16 protein-coding genes are annotated in these 17705 nt (G+C 49.7%); 11 read left to right on the plus strand and 5 right to left on the minus strand.

Annotated features, from left to right (window positions below):
* Nucleotides 1–27: 27 nt before the first annotated feature.
* A complete protein-coding gene (locus NSQ39_RS16555) occupies nucleotides 28–642 on the minus strand; it encodes a trimeric intracellular cation channel family protein (protein ID WP_046129220.1) in 615 nt (204 codons plus the stop codon).
* Between the two features lie 124 nt (nucleotides 643–766).
* Between NSQ39_RS16555 and NSQ39_RS16560 the strand changes: the two genes are divergently transcribed.
* On the plus strand, nucleotides 767–1306 hold the full coding sequence (locus tag NSQ39_RS16560) for a GrpB family protein (protein WP_046129219.1): 540 nt from the start codon (nucleotides 767–769) through the stop codon (nucleotides 1304–1306).
* A gap of 87 nt (nucleotides 1307–1393) precedes the next feature.
* Here the strand turns inward: NSQ39_RS16560 and NSQ39_RS16565 are convergent, their stop codons facing one another.
* The 4 genes from NSQ39_RS16565 to NSQ39_RS16580 form a co-directional block, all read right to left on the minus strand.
* Nucleotides 1394–1879 carry a GNAT family N-acetyltransferase gene (locus NSQ39_RS16565; protein WP_341016032.1) on the minus strand — a complete coding sequence of 162 codons (486 nt, stop codon included), beginning with the start codon at nucleotides 1877–1879 and terminating at the stop codon, nucleotides 1394–1396.
* Nucleotides 1880–1967: 88 nt separating this feature from the next.
* Nucleotides 1968–2381, minus strand: coding sequence for a disulfide oxidoreductase (locus tag NSQ39_RS16570; protein ID WP_046129217.1), 414 nt, complete (start codon nucleotides 2379–2381; stop codon nucleotides 1968–1970).
* Entirely contained in the window at nucleotides 2371–3066 is a 696-nt protein-coding gene (locus NSQ39_RS16575) for a thioredoxin domain-containing protein (protein ID WP_175075477.1), read from the minus strand. The genes NSQ39_RS16570 and NSQ39_RS16575 overlap by 11 nt, the downstream gene beginning before the upstream one ends.
* A gap of 110 nt (nucleotides 3067–3176) precedes the next feature.
* Nucleotides 3177–5288, minus strand: coding sequence for a heavy metal translocating P-type ATPase (locus NSQ39_RS16580; RefSeq protein ID WP_175075478.1), 2112 nt, complete (start codon nucleotides 5286–5288; stop codon nucleotides 3177–3179).
* A 269-nt stretch (nucleotides 5289–5557) separates the two neighbouring features.
* On the opposite strand from NSQ39_RS16580, the gene NSQ39_RS16585 reads away from it, so the two are divergent.
* From NSQ39_RS16585 to NSQ39_RS16630, 10 genes are all read left to right on the plus strand, one after another.
* Nucleotides 5558–6775, plus strand: a complete 1218-nt coding sequence (locus NSQ39_RS16585) for an ABC transporter substrate-binding protein (RefSeq protein ID WP_216898718.1) — start codon at nucleotides 5558–5560, stop codon at nucleotides 6773–6775.
* 17 nt (nucleotides 6776–6792) lie between these two features.
* Complete coding sequence (locus tag NSQ39_RS16590) at nucleotides 6793–7683, plus strand: carbohydrate ABC transporter permease (protein WP_175075480.1); 891 nt, start codon at nucleotides 6793–6795, stop codon at nucleotides 7681–7683.
* A gap of 2 nt (nucleotides 7684–7685) precedes the next feature.
* Entirely contained in the window at nucleotides 7686–8504 is an 819-nt protein-coding gene (locus NSQ39_RS16595; RefSeq protein ID WP_175075481.1) for a carbohydrate ABC transporter permease, read from the plus strand.
* Nucleotides 8505–8523: 19 nt separating this feature from the next.
* On the plus strand, nucleotides 8524–10836 hold the full coding sequence (gene yicI, locus NSQ39_RS16600) for an alpha-xylosidase (protein ID WP_175075482.1): 2313 nt from the start codon (nucleotides 8524–8526) through the stop codon (nucleotides 10834–10836).
* Nucleotides 10837–10851: 15 nt separating this feature from the next.
* Nucleotides 10852–13521: a glycoside hydrolase family 3 C-terminal domain-containing protein gene (locus NSQ39_RS16605; protein ID WP_236809544.1), complete on the plus strand. Its 2670-nt coding sequence runs from the start codon at nucleotides 10852–10854 to the stop codon at nucleotides 13519–13521.
* Entirely contained in the window at nucleotides 13518–13757 is a 240-nt protein-coding gene (locus tag NSQ39_RS16610) for a carbohydrate-binding protein (protein ID WP_236809545.1), read from the plus strand. The genes NSQ39_RS16605 and NSQ39_RS16610 overlap by 4 nt, the downstream gene beginning before the upstream one ends.
* Nucleotides 13758–13967: 210 nt before the next feature.
* A complete protein-coding gene (locus tag NSQ39_RS16615) occupies nucleotides 13968–14711 on the plus strand; it encodes a metal ABC transporter ATP-binding protein (protein WP_046129209.1) in 744 nt (247 codons plus the stop codon).
* Complete coding sequence (locus NSQ39_RS16620) at nucleotides 14711–15571, plus strand: metal ABC transporter permease (RefSeq protein ID WP_175075483.1); 861 nt, start codon at nucleotides 14711–14713, stop codon at nucleotides 15569–15571. Before NSQ39_RS16615 ends, NSQ39_RS16620 begins: the two co-directional genes overlap by 1 nt.
* A gap of 28 nt (nucleotides 15572–15599) precedes the next feature.
* On the plus strand, nucleotides 15600–16529 hold the full coding sequence (locus NSQ39_RS16625; protein WP_175075484.1) for a metal ABC transporter substrate-binding protein: 930 nt from the start codon (nucleotides 15600–15602) through the stop codon (nucleotides 16527–16529).
* 358 nt (nucleotides 16530–16887) lie between these two features.
* On the plus strand, nucleotides 16888–17673 hold the full coding sequence (locus NSQ39_RS16630) for a MurR/RpiR family transcriptional regulator (RefSeq protein WP_046129206.1): 786 nt from the start codon (nucleotides 16888–16890) through the stop codon (nucleotides 17671–17673).
* Nucleotides 17674–17705: the final 32 nt, after the last annotated feature.

The raw sequence follows: 17705 nt of genomic DNA on the forward strand, positions 1-17705 counted from the left end.
TTTCGATTATGAAAAATCGGCTTTTCTCTATTCAGCCACATTTGAACGGAGCGAGCGGTTCGGCAATTTCCAATTGAACATATACGAGCAGACCCTGCATGCGACAAGAATGGCAAAAAGCAGATACAGAGCGATAGAATTTTCCGCCCAGCCGAGCCCGATGATCAAGCCGCCCAAAGCAGCCCAAACAGCGTAAATCTCGGTTTTCAGGACGAGCGGCTTGCGCCCTGCCAACAAATCCCTGATGATCCCCCCGCCGCTTCCGGTTAATACCGCCGCTACGATGACCGCACTGAGCGGATGGTTCATGTGCACGGCGTACAGGGCTCCCTGGATTGCGAATGCGGCCAAGCCGATCGCATCCGAAAAGTTCCCCCACACCTTCCAATGCTTCAGAAGCAGACCCGGAAACAAAAAGACGATCGTGATCGACACTAACGCGATTTGAAACAGCGCCCCCTGCTCCCACAAAGCAGATACCGGAACGCCGATCAACAGATTTCTGACCGCCCCTCCGCCAAAAGCTGTGACGATTCCCAATATATAAACTCCTAAAATATCATACTCTTCTTCCATTGCGACAATCGCCCCGCTGATCGCAAATGCAATGGTTCCGATGATGCTCAACGCTTCCCAAGCCATCTAAGGTGCCCTCCATACGAATCTTCAATCTTTTTGATTTTATAACTTCCCCATCGTTTAAATCAACCCTGCAGAATAAAATGTCTTATAATAATAAGAGGACGGCGAAAAAGGAGGGGGAACGATGGATGCGACCATCATTATAGAAGATGCCAAACCAGAATGGCCGGAGCGATATGAAACTGAAAAAAAGCGCCTGCAGCTGGTTTTCGGAAAAACCGCGCTTGGAATCGAACACATTGGCAGCACCGCGGTTCCCGGTCTTGCCGCAAAACCTGTGCTTGATCTGATGGTTGGCGTCAAACATCTTAGTGAAGCAGAACGCTTGATTGAACCGCTCAGTGATCTGGGCTATGAGTATGTATTCCACGAAGCGTTTCCTCTGCGGCGTTTTTTTAGAAAAGGCAAATGGCGGGCCGGCACTCATCATCTGCATATCTATGTTTATAAAAGCGAGGAGTGGAAAAACCAGCTGAGATTCCGTGACTATTTAAGAGCACATCCAAAGGTTCTGGAAGATTATGAAACACTGAAAAGGGATTTGGCTCAGCATTTTCCGCACGACCGCAACTCCTATACAAAAGGGAAAGCACCGTTTATTACACATATTGTTGAGAAAGCGAAACGAAAGGAGCAGGCGCATGTTCAAAAACACGAAGAATAAATTGATGACAATCGCGATCGCATTCATTCTCGCTGTTTTATTGTATTATTACGTTCAATCCTTGAAGTAACGTCTGGAAAGACCGATTTATACGTGCAAAACCATTCTCACGTTCCTGAGAATGTGCCCTTCAAAATCTTCATCATACTCAGAGACATCCTCAAACCCTTTTGCTTTGTAAAAGGCTATTCCGATTTGATTGTCCTTTTCGACATCGACGAAAATCTTTCCGGCGTCTTTCAGCCGCTTGATCCCTTCATGAAGCAATGCGGTTCCGATCCCTTTTCCCTGGTATTCCGGGTATAAATAAATGGCGGCAAGATAGGCCTCCCCCTTCTCATTAACCCCGGAAAAGTTAGCAAAACCGACAATGTTTCCTTCTGCTTCAGAAACGTATAGGAACGAACGCTCCAGGCGTTCTTCCATCCTGTGATCATTGTAGGCGGAAGCGAGAAACTTTTCCTGAATCTCGCCGGGGGTGATGCCTTCATATGTGTGATGCCAGCTCGTTTTGGCAACGTGCTGCACTTGCGGGATGTCCTTCTTTTCCATCGGGCGGATTTGAAATTCCATATTCCCCCTCCTTCTTAAATATTTCAAATATTATAACATTTTACCAGCCGAATAGGGATAAAAAAGAGCATCGCCTGAGGCAAATGCTCTACTCTTTTTCACCTTTTATCATGCACATGCAAATGATAATCAAAATAAACGCGATAAGGGCAAGGAACGGAATCGTGATAAAGCCGAGCCAATTGATGTACTGCCCTGAGCATGGCACCCCCGTAACACATGGCTTAATGCCGTTGAAACCGGGAACTTTCTGCTCCAAATAGTGCATCAGGGAAATAAATCCCCCGATGACCGCCATCGGCAGCACGTATTTTTTCACCCGGAAATCTCCCTGAAATGTTGCAATTCCGAGAATGAGCACGAGCGGATACATCATGATCCGCTGGTACCAGCAAAGCTCACAAGGAATGAATTTACGAATCTCGCTGAAGTACAGGCTGCCGAGCGTCGCCGTCAAAGAAACGATCCAGGCCCCGTACAGAAAGAACGGCTTATTTTTCATCGGACTTGCCTTTTAGCTCTTTTTCGATCGCTTCTTTGATTTGGTCATAATCGAAAGGCTTGGCAATTTTTTCGCCATTGACGAAAATCGTCGGCGTGGAATCCACTTTGTATTCGTCTATCAGCGATTCGTCCGTTTGCAGTTCTTTTGAGAAGGTTTTGTCATCCAGGCTTTTGATAAGCTTGTCACGTTTGACTTTTGTGTGTGATTCGGCAATATCAGCAAGCTTCGCGGGAGTCGCCCACTCCGTTTCCATCGTGTCGTTGTCAGGCTGTACTTTAAATAACGCTTCATGGAACGCCCAGAAGGAATCGGGATCTTCTTTCCAAACCTGTTCAGAGGCCAGGGCGCTCAGCTCCGAACCTCTGCCGTGCTGTTCATTGACGAAATTTATATATGAAAAATTAACTTTTCCTTTATCGATAAAATCTTTTTTCAAATCCGGAAATACGGTTTCGGTCCATTGTTTGCAGCTCGGACACTTGTAATCTCCGAATTCTGTGATGGTAACCGCCGCTTTTTTATTTCCGAGGATCGGCTGCCCTTCGGTCGAAGGCTTGTCATCAAACGTTTGCGAAGCGTTTTCGGTTTGATTGTTGAGAACAACCAATACACCGATCAGAAAAACGACGACGACTGTCATGATGACGGCAAATTTCATCGGTGACTGCTGATTCTTTTTCACTTAGACACCTCATTTTCATCAGTTTCATAATCTCTTTCATTTTAACAAGTCAAGCCGTGTTCGTGAAGACGCGAAAAAACGTTTTTCCAGTTCTTTAGGCGGTGAAAATGTTACATTTTTTCGACACTTAATACCCGCATTGCGTTTAACACGGCGAGAAGCGTCACACCGACATCCGAAAACACTGCTTCCCACATCGTGGCTATGCCGAAAGCGCCAAGGATGAGGAAAACGCCTTTTACGCCCAGTGCAAATATAATATTTTGCCAGACGATCGTTCTCGTCCGCTTGGCGATTTGAATCGCTTCTGCGATTTTTGACGGCTGATCGGTCATGATGACGATATCAGCGGCTTCCACCGCTGCATCCGAGCCGAGTCCGCCCATTGCGATTCCGATGTCCGCTCTCGCCAATACGGGTGTATCGTTGATCCCGTCCCCGGCGAAAAGCAGTTTTTCTTTTGGAAGCTTCACTTTGTCAAGCTCTTCGATCAGGTCAACCTTGTGCTGCGGAAGAAGCTCTGCATGCACTTCATCGATGGCAAGCGCCTTTCCGACGGCTTCGCCGACCTCTTTTGCGTCTCCCGTAAGCATCACCGTTTTTTTAATGCCGGCTTTTTTCAAGGAAGAAATCGCCTGTTCGGCATCTTCCTTCAGATCATCCGCAATCAGGATCGAACCGATAAACGCGCCGTCTGCCGCTACATAAATCACGGTTCCGACTCCATCATCTTCCTGATAGCGGATGTTTTCCTTCTTCATGAGCTTGGCGTTTCCAGCCAAAATGCTTTTTCCGTTTACCACCGCCATGACGCCGTAGCCCGGCATCTCACTGTAGCCTTTGATGTCTTCCGGAGAAACCGGCTTTCCGTATGCTTCGCGGATCGATTCTGCAATCGGATGCCCAGAGTGGTATTCAACAGCCGCCGCATATCCGAGCAGCTCTTCTTCCGTCCCGTTTCCGGCCGGAGACAATTTGACGACGGCAAATTCCCCTTTTGTCAGTGTGCCTGTTTTGTCAAACACCGCATATTTCGCATCGTTCAATGCTTCTAAATAATTGCTGCCCTTCACAAGAATGCCGGCTTTTGACGCAGCGCCGATGCCGCCGAAAAAGCCGAGCGGGATTGAAACGACGAGCGCGCACGGACACGAAATGACGAGAAAGACAAGCGCCCGGTACACCCAGTCCGACAGCGAAGCGCCGGGGACGATAAGCGGCGGAACAAACGCCAAAAGAATAGCAACGATGACGACGAACGGCGTATAGTACTTCGCAAATTTCGTGATGAAGTTTTCGGTTTTCGCCTTTCTGCTGCCGGCGTTTTGAACCAGATCGAGAATTTTCGAAACGGTCGATTCGTGATATTCTTTTTCGACTTCCACTTCTAACACGCCGTTTTTATTGACGAATCCGCTCAGTACTTCCTTGCCGGGCGCGATATCCCTCGGCACGGATTCTCCCGTTAAGGCCGATGTGTCAACCATCGATCTTCCCTCTACAACCTTGCCGTCAAGGGGAATTTTTTCCCCCGGCCTGATGATAATGACATCGCCGCAAGCGACCGTTTCGGGAGATACTTTGGCCGTTCCGTCTGCCGTTTTCAAATTGGCGTAATCCGGGCGGATATCCATCAGCTCGCTGATCGATTTGCGCGAACGGTTGACAGCGGCTCCCTGAAACAGCTCCCCGATTTGATAAAACAGCATGACCGCCACGCCTTCAGGATACTGCCCGATAATAAACGCCCCGACAGTGGCAATGGTCATCAAAAAGTGCTCATCGAAGACCCGGCCTTGAAGGATGTTTTTGAGTGCTCTGTAAACAACATCACCGCCAATGATCAGATAAGCAAGGAAAAAGAGAAGCCATTCCGCGATCCCGCCTGAGGAAACAAGAAACCCGGCCGCACCGAGGGCCGTCCCAAAGGCAAGCCTTGCAATCGTTTTTTGCATGCTGTTATCGCCTTCCGCCTCTTTCCCCTGCGCCCCTTCTTTCGGCACAACTTTGATGTGCGGCTCTATGGCATTCACTTTTTTTGTGATTTCAGAGGATATATTGCGTCCGTTGTTCCCTTCGACCGTTACGGTAAGGGTGCTTGTTGCAAAGTTGACCGAACATGTCTCGATTCCTTTCATGCCGGCGACTCCATCTTCAATTTTCCGGGCGCAGTTTCCGCAGTCGAGACCGTTTAACATATATTCCTGCTTCACTTTTTCCATCTATCTCACCTTTCTTTTTCAAAAGCCGGGATGATTTATTTTATATATGAACATATACGCATATATTATATATCCCCTATTATATGCTTCTGTTCGAAATTGTGTCAAACGGCTAAAGCGCTGATATTTGCCGATTCATCGTTTACCCCGATTTCGTGCTGCCGAAACTCGGGTAGCATATTGGAAGCATCCCCCAAATATACTTAGTTTAGCTATTAAACTAACAAGCTTTTTCTTCACGATCAGTCCAGTTAAGGGAGTGGATCTTCTTGAGAAAAAAATGCTTTTTGACGCTCTGCCTCGTTTGTCTGCCTTTTCTCTCCGCAGGCTGCAAGAGCAACGGCGAAGATTCAAAGGCGGCTAAAGAGGTGAAGGTATGGGATTATTTTACAGGAAAACAACAGGAGCTGTATCATAAGCTTGTCGACCAGTACAACCGATCACAAGACCGCTATAAAGTAGTGACAGAGTATATTCCGTTCAATGAAGTGAAAAAGCAGCTGTCCGTCGGCGCGGCGGGAAATGCGCTGCCTGACGCCGTTTTTCTCGACAATGTCGACAATGCTTCATTCGCCGCCATGGGGGTTCTGGAAGACTTGACGGACAGAATTGAAAAATGGGGACAGACCGGGCAGTTTTATGACGGGCCGCTGTCATCCGCCCGTTATGAAGACAAATATTACGGAATTCCTTTTGCAAGCAATGCGCTCGCCTTGTTCTACAACAAAAATCTCTTTCGCGATGCCGGAGTGGCGGAGCCTCCGAAAACGTGGGCCGAGCTGAGAAAGGCGGCTCAAAAGTTGAGCAAGGGGCATACGAAAGGCTTCGCGATGTCCGCCGTCAAATCGGAGGAAGGCGCTTTTCAATTTTATCCGTTCCTCCTGTCTTCGGGCGCTGACATCGATGGGCTGCAATCAGGGCGAGCGGTTTCTTCCCTTCGTTTTTTAACCGATTTAGTAAAGGACGGATTGATGGACAAAGACGTCTTAAATGCCACGCAGGATGACCTGGCCAGACAGTTTGCGGCGGGACAGCTGGCAATGATGATCAACGGCTCCTGGAACATTGAACGGTTAACAGAAGCGGAACAATTAGACTACGGCATCACCTTTATCCCAAAAGATAAGGAATACGCTTCGGCGCTCGGCGGGGAGAACATTGTCGCCGTCAAAGGGAAAAACACCGACGGCGCCTGGGATTTCATCACCTGGCTTCTCGATCCGAAGCGGCTTGAGGCGTTGACTGCAGAAACCGGCGTTTTCCCGCCGCGGAAGGATATTATTGAACAATCCGATCATTGGAAAACGGATCAGAATCTAAAGGCCTTCATCCCGATTATGGATATCGCTTCAGCGCGGGGCCCTTCGAAAGACTGGCCGAAGATTTCCGAAGCGCTGCAAACGGCTCTTCAGGAAGCATTAAGCGAAAGCAAAACGCCGGAAGATGCGCTGGGCGATGCCGCAAAAAAAATCAGCGCATTACGTTAAGGTAAGGAGTTTTGACCATGATCAAAGCGTACGCCCGAAAATGGGAAGGGTATTTCTTTTTGTTTCCGGCGGTTCTTTTTATGCTCGCTCTTATCGGCTATCCGCTAATCTACAATCTGCTGCTCAGCTTTCAAAACCTGTCCCTTTCAAATATGGCCTCTCATGATGCGAGCTTCATCGGATTTGAGAATTATAAACGGCTTGCCCAAGAAAACGTATTTTGGGTTTCCTTGAAAAATACGCTTATATACACGGCGGGAAGCGTCATATTTCAATTTGCGGTCGGCTTTTTGCTGGCGCTCTTTTTCAGCATGAAATTTCGCCTCGCCCCGTTTCTGAGGGGCCTGATGATGGTGAGCTGGCTGATACCGCTGACGGTTACGGCTCTTTTGTTTAAATTCATGATGGCTTCAAGCGAAGGAATCTTCAATCAGCTTCTCTTATCATGGGGGATCATCGACAGCCCGGTACCGTGGCTGTCAAACCCCGATATCGCGATTTGGTCTGTCATCATCGCCAATATATGGGTCGGGATTCCTTTCAATATGCTGCTCATTTCCGCGGGGCTCAGCTCCCTGCCGGAGGACATATACGAAAGCGCCAGCCTTGACGGGGCGGGCGGCTTTCAGAAATTGATGTACATTACTATACCGTTATTGCGCCCGGTGATCACCGTCGTCATGATGCTCGGCTTTATTTACACGTTCAAAGTATTCGACCTTGTCTTCGTCATGACGGGAGGCGGCCCCGTTCATTCGACAGAAGTGCTTTCAACCGTCAGCTACCGCTATTCCTTTGACAAATTCCAGTTCAGCATGGGAGCGGCCAGCGCCAATGTCCTGTTTGTCATTCTCCTTTTGGTCAGCCTCGTATATGTAAGACTGATCAAAAAAGATGAGGTGATGTGAACATGCCGAAACGGAAGGAATGGTTCCTTAATTGTGCCGGGATCTTGATTGCGGCGGTTTTCCTGTTTCCCGTGTACTGGATGATCGCCACCGCTTTTAAATCAGGGGCCGAATTGTTTGAAACACCCCCTTCTCTGTGGCCGAAGACATTTCAGACCGCCGGTTTTCAAGCGGTGTTCGCAGAAGGTGCAGTCAGACATTTCATGAACAGCCTGCTCATTTCCGGTGCTGCGGCTGCGATCGTCCTGCTTCTTTCAGTCCCTGCCGCCTACGGCTTGGCCCGCTTTCAAATCCGCGGCAGTAAGCTTTTGATTCTGCTGTTTCTCATCACGCAAATGCTGCCGGCCACCGTCATTTTGACGCCTCTGTTTATCGTGTTCAGCAAGCTGAACCTCTTGAATACGTACATCGGTCCGATCTTGTCGGCGGCAACCCTCGGCATTCCGTTTTCAGTTTTGATGCTCAGAACCTTTTTCCTCGGAATTCCGAAGGATCTTGAAGATGCCGCCAAAATTGACGGATGCAGCCGTTTGACGGCTTTTATCCGCATCATTCAGCCTGTTGCGATGCCGGGAGTTGCCGTGAGCGGCGCGATTTCTTTCTTTTTCGCGTGGGGGGATTTGATTTTCAGCCTGACGTTTAACAGAAACCAGGAGCTGTGGCCATTAACGGCCGGCGTCTACAATGTGATCAGCCAATACGGAATCGAGTGGAACGATCTGATGGCGTTCGCCGTCATCTCCGTTCTGCCTGTCATCTTGATCTTTGTCATGCTGCAAAAACAGCTTGTCAAAGGGCTTGTCAGCGGTTCGATTAAGTAAAAGAAAGGGTTGTTGCGATATGAAGTTTTCCGACGGCTACTGGCTCACCCGGGACGGCTTTATGATCAATGCGCCAAAGGAAGCCTATGACCACCGGATTGACGGACAGTCACTGACAGTGTACGGACCTGTCAAAAACATCCGGAAAAGGGGGGACACGCTCGATACCGGGATGCTGACCGTCAAGTTTTCAAGCCCTCTTGAAGACGTGATCCGGGTCCAGGTTTTCCACTATAAAGGGAGAGCCCGGAAAAAGCCGGATTTTGAACTTTGCACGACAGACATGAAGCCGCTCATTACGGAAGATGCCGACACATTAACGCTCCAAAGCGGCAGCCTGTCCGTAAAAGTCGACAAAAGCAGCTGGGGATATCGATTTTCACGCGAGGCGGAAAAGCTGACGGGCAGCGCCCCGAACAGCCTCGCCTATATTTCGGCGGATGACGGCCGGACTTATATGAGGGAGCAGCTTGATATCGCAGTCGGTGAAACGATTTACGGCCTCGGGGAGCGCTTTACGGCCTTTGTGAAAAACGGCCAATCCGTTGACATCTGGAACAGAGACGGCGGAACGAGCACCGAACAGGCGTATAAAAATGTCCCATTTTATTTGTCGAACAAAGGGTATGGAGTGTTTGTCAACCACCCTGAACTCGTCTCCTACGAAATCGGTTCAGAAATCGTCTCAAAAGCGCAATTTTCCGTCGAAGGCGAGGAACTTGATTATTTTATCATCGGCGGCAATGATCCCAAGGATGTGCTAAAGAGGTACGCGATGTTGACGGGCAAGCCGGCTCTTCCGCCCGCCTGGTCCTTCGGGCTGTGGCTGTCGACATCTTTTACAACCGATTATTCGGAAAAGACGGTCACCGGTTTTATCGACGGAATGAAAGAGCGTGATATCCCGCTCAGCGTCTTCCATTTTGACTGCTTTTGGATGAAGGAATTCGAATGGTGCAATTTTGAATGGGATGAGCGGTTTTTTCCAGATCCGAAAGCGATGCTCAGCCGCCTGAAGGAAAGGGGCCTCAAAATCTGTGTATGGATCAACCCTTATATCGCGCAAAAGTCAAAGCTTTTTGACGAAGGCAAAGAAAACGGCTATTTCCTAAAAAACGGCCGGGGCGATGTGTGGCAGTGGGACCGCTGGCAGTCCGGAATGGCGATTGTTGACTTTACAAACCCGGAAGCGCGCGATTGGTACTGCTCAAAACTTGAGGATCTGCTGGAGATGGGCGTCGACTGCTTCAAGACCGACTTCGGCGAAAGAATTCCCGCGGACGCCGTCTATTTCGACGGGTCAGATCCCGAAAAAATGCACAACTATTACTCATTTTTGTACAACAAAACCGTGTTCGGCCTTCTGAAAGAAAAACGCGGCGAACAGAAAGCCGTCGTGTTTGCCAGATCCGCAACAGCCGGCTCCCAGCAATTCCCCGTTCACTGGGGCGGAGACTGTTTTGCCAGCTATGATTCAATGGCTGAAAGCCTTCGCGGCGGCCTGTCCCTCTCCCTTTCCGGCTTCGGATTTTGGAGCCATGATATCGGCGGATTTGAAAGCACGGCTTCTGCCGATTTGTATAAACGCTGGACGGCATTCGGACTGCTGTCGACGCACAGCCGCCTCCACGGCAGCGAATCGTACAGGGTGCCGTGGCTGTTTGACGAAGAAGCGTCAGACGTGATGAGGTATTTTGTCAAATTAAAGCACAGGCTGATGCCGTATTTGTATGCCGCCGCTTATGAAGCTCACCTTGAAGGCGTTCCGGTCATGCGGGCGATGCTCCTCGAATTTCCTGAAGACCGGACGTGCGACTGGCTCGACAGGCAATACATGCTCGGCAGAAGCCTGCTCGTCTCCCCGGTTTTTCAAGAAAACGGCGCTGTCTCCTATTACCTCCCGAAAGGAACGTGGACACACTTGTTAACAGGGAAAGAGGCGGAAGGCGGAGAGTGGAAACAAGAGCAGTACGGCTATATGGGGCTGCCTCTGTTCGTCCGGGAAAACACCCTGCTCCCGCTCGGAGATGTATCTGACCGGCCGGACTACGATTATCTCGACGGTGTCGAATTCTGCCTCTACCATTTAAAAGACGGCTGTTCGGCAGAACAGACGATCTACAATGAAAAACAAGAAACGATGACGATCAAGGCTGTCAGAAAGCAAAACACGATAACCGTCAAAACGACAGGCGTGCAAAAGAAATGGCGCTTGATCCTCCGCAATCATCCGGCCGTCAGCACCGTCATCAACGGAGCTTCGGAAGCCCTTCAAGAAGGAACGGCGATTCAGCCGAAGGAAGAGCATCGCAATGTCGTCATTTTTTTCTAGCAAAGGAGTGAAACCATGCTGAAAAAAGTCCGCATAACAGCGGTATGCATCATCGTTTCCGCCCTCGGTTTCAGCCTGCCGCACCCCGCGGCGGCTAAACCGGAGCCGGCGTACGACTACCCGTTTCAAAACCCCGGCCTTTCCGTGGAAAAAAGGGTTGCAGACCTCGTATCGCGGCTTACGCCTGATGAAAAAGTATCGCTCATGCACCAGTATCAGCCTGCGATTCCCCGCCTCGGAATCCCCGCTTTCAAAACGGGTACAGAAGCGCTGCACGGCGTCGCCTGGCTCGGAGAAGCGACCGTTTTTCCCCAGGCTGTCGGCCTTGCGCACACCTGGGATCCGGCTTTGATCAAGCAGGCCGGCTCTGCGGTCGGAGATGAAGTCCGCGGGTTTCACCATCTTCATCCTGCAGCGAACGGGGTCAATGTATGGGCCCCTGTCGTCGATTTGCTGCGGGATCCGAGATGGGGAAGAAATGAAGAAGGCTATTCAGAGGACCCTTTTTTAACCGGAAAAATAGCATCCGCCTATGCGTCAGGCTTAAAGGGCGACCACCCCTTTTATTTGAAAACGGTTCCAACATTGAAGCATTTTCTCGGCTACAACAATGAAACAGACCGGGGTTTCAGCTCTTCCAGCATCGATCCTCGGAATTTGCACGAATATTACATCAAGCCGTTTCAAACGGTGATTTCTGAAAAAGCTGCATACGGCTTGATGCCCGCTTACAATTCGGTCAATGATAAGCCCGCCATTTTAAGTCCGCTTCTAAAAAACACCGTCAAAAATAAGTGGGCGGGAAAGCACTTCTTTATCGTCAGCGACGCGTTTGACCCGTCCGGGATCGTCAATGATCACCGCTATTACGACAATCACGAAGAAGCACACGCACATGCTCTGAAAGCGGGGATCGACAACTTCACAGACCAGGGAGAAAATCCCGCGCTGACAAAGGGCGCGTTCACGGGTGCCATACAAAAAGGGCTGATTTCTGAAAAAGATTTGGATCATGCCTTGAAAAACACGTTCAGCATCCGCTTCCGCACGGGCGAATTCGATCCCGATGAGCTGAGTCCGTACAGCCGCCTGACAGATGACGTCATCAACAGCCCGGCGCACCAAAAGCTTGCGAAAAAAACCGCGGAAAAATCGATCGTGCTGCTCAAAAACAGCAAACAACTGCTCCCTTTCAACCCTCGTGCAGATGAAAACATCGCGGTGATCGGCCCGTTCGGGAATGTGCTCTATGAGGATTGGTACAGCGGGACGATGCCTTATCAAGTAACCCCGCTTGACGGCATAACAGACAAAATCGGCGAAAAACGCGTCTCCTTCGCGGAAGGAATCGAACAGAGCGGATTCAAATCGGTGCTGACGGGAAAATTCGTAACAGCGGATCAAAACGGAAAAAAGCCGCTCACAGCAGATGCGTCTGAATTGAAAAAACACGAAACATTCGATTTGGCCGACTGGGGAGACGGCGTACACACGTTTCGCGCCCAAGCGAACGGCCGCTACGTATCGCTTCAGGATGACGGCCGCTTAATACCCGACCAAAAGCAACCAAACGGCTGGACGGTCAAAGAAACCTTTCAGCTTGAAAAACAGCCTGACGGGACGTACGCCATGAAAAACACCGCGAACGGCAAATACATCAAAGCCGAGACAGACGGAACACTAACGGCCTCCGCCGATGCACCTCTGACAGCGGCGGAAAAATTCGAAAAAACCGTCGTCAAAACCGCAGTCCAGGAAGCCGCGGAATTGGCAAAAGCAGCCGACAAGACCGTCGTGTTTGCCGGAAACAATCCTTATATCAACGGCAGGGAAACCCAGGACCGCAATGACATCGCACTCCCTCCCGCCCAGGAAGAGCTCATAAAAGCCGTCGCAAAAGCGAATCCGAACACCGTGCTCGTCGTGACAAGCAGCTATCCGTTCGCGCTGAACTGGGCCGATAAACACGTCCCCGCAATTTTGTATACGGCACACGGCGGACAGGAAGCAGGCAGTGCGCTCGCAGGCATCCTCTTCGGCGATGAAGCCCCCGGAGGGCGATTAACGCAGACGTGGCATGCATCCGTCAAGGATCTGCCCGATATGATGGACTACGACATTATGAAAGGGAAGCGGACATATAAATATTTTGACGGACGGCCGCTGTATCCGTTCGGCCACGGATTGTCCTATACATCGTTTCGCTATCACGGCTTGACGGTTTCCCCGGAAAGCCTTAAAAAAAGCGGAACCGTCACGATTCGCTTCAAGGTCACAAACACGGGAAAGAGAACAGGCGATGAAGTCGTTCAGCTTTATACCGCGCCCGGTTTTAAAACAAGGGTCAAACAGCCGAGGAAGGACTTAAAAGGCTTCCAGCGCATCACCCTTTCGCCTGACGAAACGAAAACGGTCACATTTAAGCTAAAGCAAACGGATCTCGCTTTTTGGGACGTGACAAGAGAAAAATTTGCCGTCGTAAAAGGCCCATACAGCATCAATATCGGCAGCTCCTCAAAGGATATCCGCCTGACGAAACGAATTCCGGTTCACGGCGAAGACATTCCAAAGCGACATTTGCGCCAAAAGACGAAAGCCGAAAATTACGATGACTATGAAGGCGTTCGGATCACGGAAGAAGCGAAACAGAAAATTCCTGGATCGCCTTCCGCCATGTACGCTTGAAAGGAGAAAAGCGCTTTGAAGCTGCTGTGTCAAGCAAAGGCGGCGGAAACATCGATATTTATCTGGATCGCCCGGTGAAAGGGAAAAAGATCGGTTCGCTGAACGTCCCCGACACCTCCGGCCTTGAAAACTGGAAAACCATCAAAGCCCAGCTCTCCAAAACGACAGGCACCCGCGACGTTTATTTCGTTTTTAAAGGAAAAACGGCGCTTGATACGTTTCAATTTCACCGGTGAAGAAAAAATTTACAAAGCCATGCAGCGCTTCCTGCATGGCTTTCGTCCTTTATTTAGAAATTTTTGAACTTTACAAGTCGAAGGATCTGTATTAAAATTCAAGTAAAAGTTGCATTAGGTAAAAAAAATGTCCTAAGGTAACAAAAGAGTTGCCAAGCTAAAATTATTGGATAAAGATAATTTCACACCGAAAGGAGTTCCTACAAAGCTATGAAACACGCTCTCACCGTTAGGGATTTATACGTGTCATACCACGGCACTGAGGCGCTTCAAAGTATCAATTTCTCGATCGAACAAGGGAAAATGGCCGGAATCATCGGGCCGAACGGCGCCGGCAAATCGACGCTTCTGAAAGCGATACTCGATTTGATTCCGAGAGATAAAGGCGAAGTGCGTCTCCTTGAAAGACCTTTGAAAAACGTTCGCAAGGGCGTCTCCTATGTTCCCCAGCGAAATGACATGGATTGGACATTTCCCATCAATGTCCTCGATACGGTCTTACTCGGCACATACCCTGAGCTGGGGCTTCTCCGCCGTCCGAAAAAACGCCACAAAGATTGGGCGCATCACTGCTTGGAAAAAGTCGGGATGGAGGCTTTCGCAAAGCGCCAGATCGGCGAGCTGTCGGGCGGACAGCAGCAGCGCGTGTTTCTCGCGCGGGCGCTCGCTCAAGAAGCCGAGCTGTTTTGCCTTGATGAACCGTTCGTCGGCATTGACGTGACAAGCGAAGAGACGATCGTCGCGATTTTAAAGGAGCTGCGCGACCAAGGAAAAACCGTCCTCGTCGTCCATCACGATCTGACGAAAGCGGACAGCTACTTCGATGAACTGATCTTGCTGAACAAAAAGCTGATTCAAAAAGGCCCTGTCTCAGACATTCTCGATCCTGAAGTCATGATGAAAGCCTATGAAGCCCAGCTTCCATTTCTCCAGACGAAACGGGGGGCGATCTGATGGAATTCATAAACGGTCTGATGGAATACTCTTTTTTGCAAAAATCGCTGTTCACGTCGATCATGGTCGGCGTCATATGCGGGGTGATCGGCTGTTTTATCATCCTGCGCGGAATGGCGCTTATGGGCGACGCCATTTCGCACGCGGTCCTGCCCGGTGTCGCGATCTCTTATATGCTCGGTGTCAATTTTTTCTTCGGAGCCGTGTTTACCGGCATCCTGACCGCACTCGGGATCGGCTATGTCAGCCAAAACAGCCGGATCAAAAACGATTCGGCCATCGGCATCGTATTTACGGCCTTTTTCGCGGTCGGCATCATCTTGATCACCCTTGTAAAAAGCTCAAGCGACCTGTATCACATTTTATTCGGCAACGTTCTGGCCGTCCGTTCATCAGATATGTGGGTCACGCTTGCGATCGGGATCGTGATCCTTTCAGCCGTCTTTCTGTTCTACAAAGAGCTCTTGATCACCTCGTTTGATCCGACGATGGCCGCCGTCTACGGTTTGCCGAACCGTCTGATCCACTACTTTTTAATGGCGCTTTTGACGATGGTGACGGTCGCATCGCTCCAGACCGTCGGCATCATTCTCGTCGTGGCGATGCTGATCACTCCTGCCGCGACCGCCTATTTATTGACCGACCGGCTGTGGGTGATGATCTATTTGGCCGCTTTCTTCGGCGCTTTGTCAGCGGTCATCGGCCTTGGACTGAGCTACACATACAACCTTTCATCAGGAGCGGCGATCGTGCTGGTTGCTACGATCCTGTTCGGCCTCGCCTTTATGTTTTCGCCAACACAAGGCATCCTGTGGAGGTCGTTGAAAACAAGAAGAAAAAGAGCGGCGCTCCAAAATTAATCTAAAAACAAAGGGGGAAAATCCAAACATGAAGTTCAAGCGAAAATTAGCGATTCTGGCAGCCGTCATTCTGCTTCTCGCCGCCGGTTGCTCCTCAAAAAGCAGCAGTGGAGAAAACGGAAAACTGAAGGTCGTGACCACCTATTCGATCCTGTATGACATTGTCAAACACGTCGGAGGCGGTCACATCGATTTGCACAGCATCGTCCCTGTCGGCACCGATCCGCACGAATACGACCCGCTGCCAAAAGACGTCCAAAAGACGGCGGATGCCGATATTGTTTTTTACAACGGCCTTAATCTCGAAACAGGAAACGGCTGGTTTACGAAGCTCCTTGAAACGGCCGAAAAAGCGGGCGATGACGCCCCTGTCTACAAGCTGAGCGAAGGCGTTCAGGCAAAGCACCTCACATCTGAAGGGAAAGAAACGGAAGAAGATCCGCACGCCTGGCTCGACATTCAAAACGGGATTCAATATGCAAAAAACGCGCGTGATGCGCTGATGAAAAACGACCCCGCCCATAAAGAAGACTACGAAAAAAACGCTGTGGCATATATCGAAAAGCTCGAAAAGCTCCACGACGAAGCGGTAGACCGCTTTAAGGACCTACCGGAAGATCGCCGCATCCTCGTGACAAGCGAAGGCGCTTTTAAATATTTTGCTTCGGCATACGGTGTGGACGCCCGGTATATTTGGGAAATTAATACAGAAAACGAAGGCACTCCTGGGCAGATGAAAAAAATCGTCGACACGGTGAAGAAAAAGAAGGTTCCGGCTTTATTCGTAGAGACAAGCGTTGATCCGCGCAGCATGGAAAGCGTGTCAGCCGAAACCGGCGTGCCGATCAAAGGAAAAGTATTTACCGATTCCATCGGCAAACCGGGTGAGGCGGGAGATTCGTATTATAAAATGATGAAAGAAAACATTGATCGCATCCATAAAGGACTCGCCGGGTGACAACCTGCTTTAACAGCAGGTTTTTTCTTTTGCAGAAACGCTTTTGCAGGGTACCAGGCACAAGAAACGGAAAATGAATCCTATGCTGAATGCATCATAGCGTGCCTGGAGTGCCTTCAGCGCTGCAGCAAATCTTTGACAAATGTGTAATAGAAGGAGATGCAGGCATGATGGCCGAACGCACCGGCTAGGACAAGGAGTGCGCAAACCATGTGCAATCCGCCGTTCTGTCGGGGACGCGAAAGCGAAACAGCCCGTATGCCGAAGACATCCGCTAGCACCGGGTTTTTATTTTGTTTTTTTCGCCTTCTCCCCCTTTCAAACTGATACAATATGACTATAAAAGGGGGTTTTGAACATGAAAGACGGCTTGTTTCAAATGACTTCTGACACATATCATACGCTCAGCGATTCGGAACGGCACCTGCTTGAGTATATTTATCAGCACCTTGACCTGATCTCAACCCAGTCCATCGTCAAATTAAGCGAAAATGCCAATGTTTCAACAGCCACGATCGTCAGGTTAATGAAAAAGCTTGGCTATGACGGATACACTTCTTTTAAATATGCATTAAAGGAAAGTCATCAGCTCGGACATACTCCCCTCATGGATGACATCGACAGCCAAATCAAACAGGCTGTGCTCAAAAATGAACGGGAGGTTCTCGACACGATCAAAATGCTCGATATCGGTCTTATTGAGGATGCCATTCAAAAAATCAGCAATGCCGACAAAATATATATTTTTGCAAGAGGCTTGTCTGAAATGATCGGCACAGAGATGACCATCAAGCTTCAGCTGCTCGGAAAAAACGTCGAGATGCACAGCGATCCGAACATCATCAGGGGCAAATCGAAAACGCTCACCAAAAAGGATCTCGGCTTATTCGTCTCATTGAACGGCGAAACGGAAGAACTGGTCGAAGCTGCTACAAATTTCAAAGTGCAATCGATCTCTTCTATCACATTGACGACGAGAGTCGACTCGCGGCTCGCCAAACTGTCGGAGATCGTACTCATCGGTTTCAAAGGAGAACAATCGTTTTTTCCTGATTATGAAGTCCGCTCCCGCCTGCCCCTGCAAGTCCTCTCCCGCATTATGCTCGATTCATACGTGATTCGCACATCGCATGAAACGTCTTGATGAAAACCTTTACACAACCTGTAAACATTCCC

The sequence above is a fragment of the Bacillus sp. FSL W8-0848 genome (genome assembly GCF_038007805.1).
Classification (GTDB): domain Bacteria; phylum Bacillota; class Bacilli; order Bacillales; family Bacillaceae; genus Bacillus; species Bacillus glycinifermentans.

What these genes read in the sequence shown, in the direction of transcription:
- NSQ39_RS16555 (WP_046129220.1), bottom strand. Translation starts at nt 642, where the DNA reads ATGGCTTGGGAAGCGTTGAGCATCATCGGAACCATTGCATTTGCGATC.
- NSQ39_RS16560 (WP_046129219.1), top strand. Translation starts at nt 767, where the DNA reads ATGGATGCGACCATCATTATAGAAGATGCCAAACCAGAATGGCCGGAG.
- NSQ39_RS16565 (WP_341016032.1), bottom strand. Translation starts at nt 1,879, where the DNA reads ATGGAATTTCAAATCCGCCCGATGGAAAAGAAGGACATCCCGCAAGTG.
- NSQ39_RS16570 (WP_046129217.1), bottom strand. Translation starts at nt 2,381, where the DNA reads ATGAAAAATAAGCCGTTCTTTCTGTACGGGGCCTGGATCGTTTCTTTG.
- NSQ39_RS16580 (WP_175075478.1), bottom strand. Translation starts at nt 5,288, where the DNA reads ATGGAAAAAGTGAAGCAGGAATATATGTTAAACGGTCTCGACTGCGGA.
- NSQ39_RS16590 (WP_175075480.1), top strand. Translation starts at nt 6,793, where the DNA reads ATGATCAAAGCGTACGCCCGAAAATGGGAAGGGTATTTCTTTTTGTTT.
- NSQ39_RS16595 (WP_175075481.1), top strand. Translation starts at nt 7,686, where the DNA reads ATGCCGAAACGGAAGGAATGGTTCCTTAATTGTGCCGGGATCTTGATT.
- yicI (WP_175075482.1), top strand. Translation starts at nt 8,524, where the DNA reads ATGAAGTTTTCCGACGGCTACTGGCTCACCCGGGACGGCTTTATGATC.
- NSQ39_RS16605 (WP_236809544.1), top strand. Translation starts at nt 10,852, where the DNA reads ATGCTGAAAAAAGTCCGCATAACAGCGGTATGCATCATCGTTTCCGCC.
- NSQ39_RS16615 (WP_046129209.1), top strand. Translation starts at nt 13,968, where the DNA reads ATGAAACACGCTCTCACCGTTAGGGATTTATACGTGTCATACCACGGC.
- NSQ39_RS16620 (WP_175075483.1), top strand. Translation starts at nt 14,711, where the DNA reads ATGGAATTCATAAACGGTCTGATGGAATACTCTTTTTTGCAAAAATCG.
- NSQ39_RS16625 (WP_175075484.1), top strand. Translation starts at nt 15,600, where the DNA reads ATGAAGTTCAAGCGAAAATTAGCGATTCTGGCAGCCGTCATTCTGCTT.
- NSQ39_RS16630 (WP_046129206.1), top strand. Translation starts at nt 16,888, where the DNA reads ATGAAAGACGGCTTGTTTCAAATGACTTCTGACACATATCATACGCTC.